The organism is Nonomuraea sp. NPDC050404 (assembly GCF_040655495.1).
Lineage (GTDB): Bacteria > Actinomycetota > Actinomycetes > Streptosporangiales > Streptosporangiaceae > Nonomuraea.
In genome coordinates this window covers 1-3,235 of record NZ_JBFAKB010000077.1, presented here as the reverse complement: position 1 = coordinate 3,235, position 3,235 = coordinate 1, and the positions used below count along the sequence as shown (strand labels likewise).

Sequence of the window (3,235 nt, the reverse complement as noted above, 5' to 3'; positions counted from 1 at the left end):
CGGGCGCCACCGCCTCCGGTCTGGTCTCGGCGACCGTACGGGCGGCCTGGGCCTGTACGACGATGCCGGTGATGTGGTGGGATCCAAGCTGGTTTATTACTTTTGTAGGCATTGGGGTAATATCGGCAACATCACCAGATTTCGGTCTTGAAGTGGGTAAAGTTGTGGTTTGGATAACATTACTCTTTTACTTTATTCTTCTTCCCATTGTTATGCATAGAGTTTTCATTTTACGAAAAATGCACAAATCTTTACTTCCTTTGATTACAAATATCACGGCACCAGGTTCACTTGGTTTAGTAGGATACCTCACTGTTGTAGAAGCAAAATCTAAAATATTCGTTATCTTTTTATTTATTTTATCGCAAGCTATCTATTTTATAACTTTAGGCTTGCTGACAAAACTTTTGAGAAGTGCCTTTTATTCTAGTTATGCTGCCTTTACATTTCCTCTCGTTATTTCTGCAACTGCGGTAAATTTAACAAGTAAACTCAGCGTTTTTCAGTTCCTGAATTTAGAATTATTAGCGAATATGGAAATCCTTATAGCAATTGCAATCGTTACTTATGTGCTTATCAGATACTGTATTTTTTTAGGTTCAAAATTAATTCAGATTATGTCTGAAAAATATTCTCCTGAAAGTATTTAAAAATAAATTATCGATAAAAATTACCACTAGGTCAATGATCTAGTGGCTTTTTATTTTGCTTTAAAAATAGAGTATATCAAGCTCAATAGAGCCTTAAGAAATCCTTTATAAATGAGGCAATAATTTTAAAAAAGCCTATAAAAAAAGGGACACATTGTGTTATAATTAGAACGCTGCGTGCTTTTTTTCTTTAAATAAACCCGAATTGCTAGTTAATTTCATTGGAAAATAAATAAGTCGTGCTATCCTAATCTTAAACCACTAAGCATTAGAAAGCGCACGACTTATATGACTTATAATAGCACACTTCCAAAAGTTTTTGTTTATTTACTGACAACCATTGAGACGCTTTATCAAACGAGTGTTCCCCTTGAGGTTCAAAACCGAAAGAACGTCCATCTCGCAACATCAGATTGCTTAGTTATCGCTTGTTACCTATGGGGCGTACTGCATTTTAGTGAAACGCTTAAAGCTAAGCACCAACTTGCTCAAAGTTTATTTCCTAATTTCCTAGAATATTCTCGCTTTGTCCGCCGTTGTAATGCCCTCTTACCGAGTATCCAAGTCATTCGCCAAGCACTCGTCTTTAAAGAGGTTGAAGGAATGAGTGTATCCATTATTGACAGCTTCCCCATTCCTTTGTGTCAGCCTATTCGTAACTTCAGAAGCAAAGTTCTTGGAGATGATGCCAATGCTGGCTACGATGCTACAAAGGGACAGTACTTCTATGGATGTAAATTTCATGCTTTAGTCAGTGAATCAGGCTATGTCATAGACTACACAATTACTCCTGCTTCAATGGCTGATCGTTCAATGACCGAGGAAGTGTTGAGTCAATTTGGGACACCAACAGTCCTTGGAGATATGGGATATCTAGGTCAGTCACTGCATGATAGGCTGGAATTAAAAGGAATTGATCTAATTACACCTGTCAGGAAGAACATGAAGCAAAAGAAAATCCTTTTCCCTAATTTTTCAAAACGTAGAAAAGTGATTGAGCGAGTTTTCTCTTTTTTGACAAATCTAGGAGCTGAGCGTTGTAAAAGTCGTTCGCCTCAAGGTTTTCAATTGAAATTAGAGATGATACTTTTAGCGTATTCTTTACTGTTAAAATCAGCTAAATCACTGGAACCAGAGACTTTAAGATATTCTATCGGGTATCAAGTCATGTCTAAATAATCAACTAGCAATTCGGGTAGGTCAATGTTCTTTTATATTTGAGCGTCCATAAAATGGTCATTTTATGGACACTCTTCTTTTCTTATTAAAATTCTCAAAAACATTTATATTTATTGTTCATAAACCCGTGATTTATTCTATGTTCATTTATATATATATTTCTAAGTTATGATACAATAAATTAAAATGAAGGAGAAAAAAATGAATATCGGATATGCACGAGTTTCAACTGGACTTCAAAATTTAGATTTACAAAAAGATAGTCTCAAAAAATATAACTGTGAAAAAATATTTACTGATCATATGTCAGGAAGTAAAAGAGAAAGACCTGGATTAAAATCCGCCATCGAATTTTCTCGTCCTGGTGATACGATTGTTGTTTGGCGATTGGATCGACTAGGTAGAAATATGGAAGATCTCATTAATATTGTTAATTCTCTTAATAATAAAGGGGTAAGTTTTCATAGTCTACAAGAAAATATTACAATGGATAAATCAAGTTCGACTGGACAATTGATGTTTCATTTGTTTGCGGCTTTTGCGGAATTTGAGCGAAATCTTATTTTGGAGCGTTCTGCCGCTGGTAGAGAAGCCGCACGTGCAAGAGGAAGGCTTGGAGGAAGACCTGAGAAATTTTCAGAGAAAGACATAATGCTTCTTAAAACCTTGGTAGAAAGTGGTACGCCGATTAAGTCGATTGCGGATTCTTGGGGAGTTTCAAGAACCACAATTTATAGATATATTAATAAGTTTTAGAATAAAATAAAAGACCAGCTCACAACGATTAAGGTGCAAGCTGGTTTAATTTTTTTACTTTGGTATAATTAGTAACTCATACTAATTTTACAATCTTCGATAAGATATTGACTGATATTTCTAACAAAAGATTTCAAGCGTTCCTTTTTGTTATGTAAATCTAACGCTGGTTGATTTTCCCAATTTTCTGCAATTACATATTGAGTACTGTCTTGGACAACGAACTGAACCAACTTTGCAATATGTCGCTTTCAGTGAATCTTGGGCGAAATGAATATGAATTCTCTCCAAGGTCAATAAGTTAAGCAAGATACAAAAAGCTTATCATTATGATAAACTTTTTACGTTTTCAGTTTAAGTATTGCATATTTTCAACTCGTTTTTCCGACCATTTGTGGCATACTTTTAACAATTCTACTTTTTGTTCTTCATTCAATTGCTCGAAGTAAGCTCGTGGGTCATTGGGGACATGATTGGGGATAACTCCCATCAGATATCCTGGTGGAAGTTGGAAGTATTGGGACAAAACTAAAGCAATTTTATTAGCAATAGCTTTTCCTAAAGTTTTCATAATTCCTCCTCTATCAATAATATAACAAGCATAATTATAACCCTTTTGAGAGAAGTTGAAAAGTTTGAGCTAAAAATTC

4 protein-coding genes are annotated in these 3,235 nt (G+C 35.1%); 3 read left to right on the top strand and 1 reads right to left on the bottom strand.

Translation table 11 applies throughout. The features are described from left to right. The 3 genes from AB0I81_RS63825 to AB0I81_RS63815 form a co-directional block, all read left to right on the top strand. The coding region (locus AB0I81_RS63825; protein ID WP_360680628.1) for a hypothetical protein at positions 1–650 on the top strand (650 nt) is incomplete at its 5' end. A 288-nt stretch (positions 651–938) separates the two neighbouring features. Then, entirely contained in the window at positions 939–1,829 is an 891-nt protein-coding gene (locus tag AB0I81_RS63820) for an IS982 family transposase (RefSeq protein ID WP_360680625.1), read from the top strand. Positions 1,830–2,030: 201 nt separating this feature from the next. Beyond that, positions 2,031–2,585, top strand: a complete 555-nt coding sequence (locus tag AB0I81_RS63815) for a recombinase family protein (protein WP_360680630.1) — start codon at positions 2,031–2,033, stop codon at positions 2,583–2,585. A 349-nt stretch (positions 2,586–2,934) separates the two neighbouring features. Here AB0I81_RS63815 and AB0I81_RS63810 read toward each other — a convergent pair whose 3' ends face one another. Beyond that, positions 2,935–3,156, bottom strand: coding sequence for a hypothetical protein (locus tag AB0I81_RS63810; RefSeq protein WP_003132844.1), 222 nt, complete (start codon positions 3,154–3,156; stop codon positions 2,935–2,937). Positions 3,157–3,235 lie beyond the last annotated feature (79 nt).

What these genes read in the sequence shown, in the direction of transcription:
- AB0I81_RS63820 (WP_360680625.1), top strand. Translation starts at nt 939, where the DNA reads ATGACTTATAATAGCACACTTCCAAAAGTTTTTGTTTATTTACTGACA.
- AB0I81_RS63815 (WP_360680630.1), top strand. Translation starts at nt 2,031, where the DNA reads ATGAATATCGGATATGCACGAGTTTCAACTGGACTTCAAAATTTAGAT.
- AB0I81_RS63810 (WP_003132844.1), bottom strand. Translation starts at nt 3,156, where the DNA reads ATGAAAACTTTAGGAAAAGCTATTGCTAATAAAATTGCTTTAGTTTTG.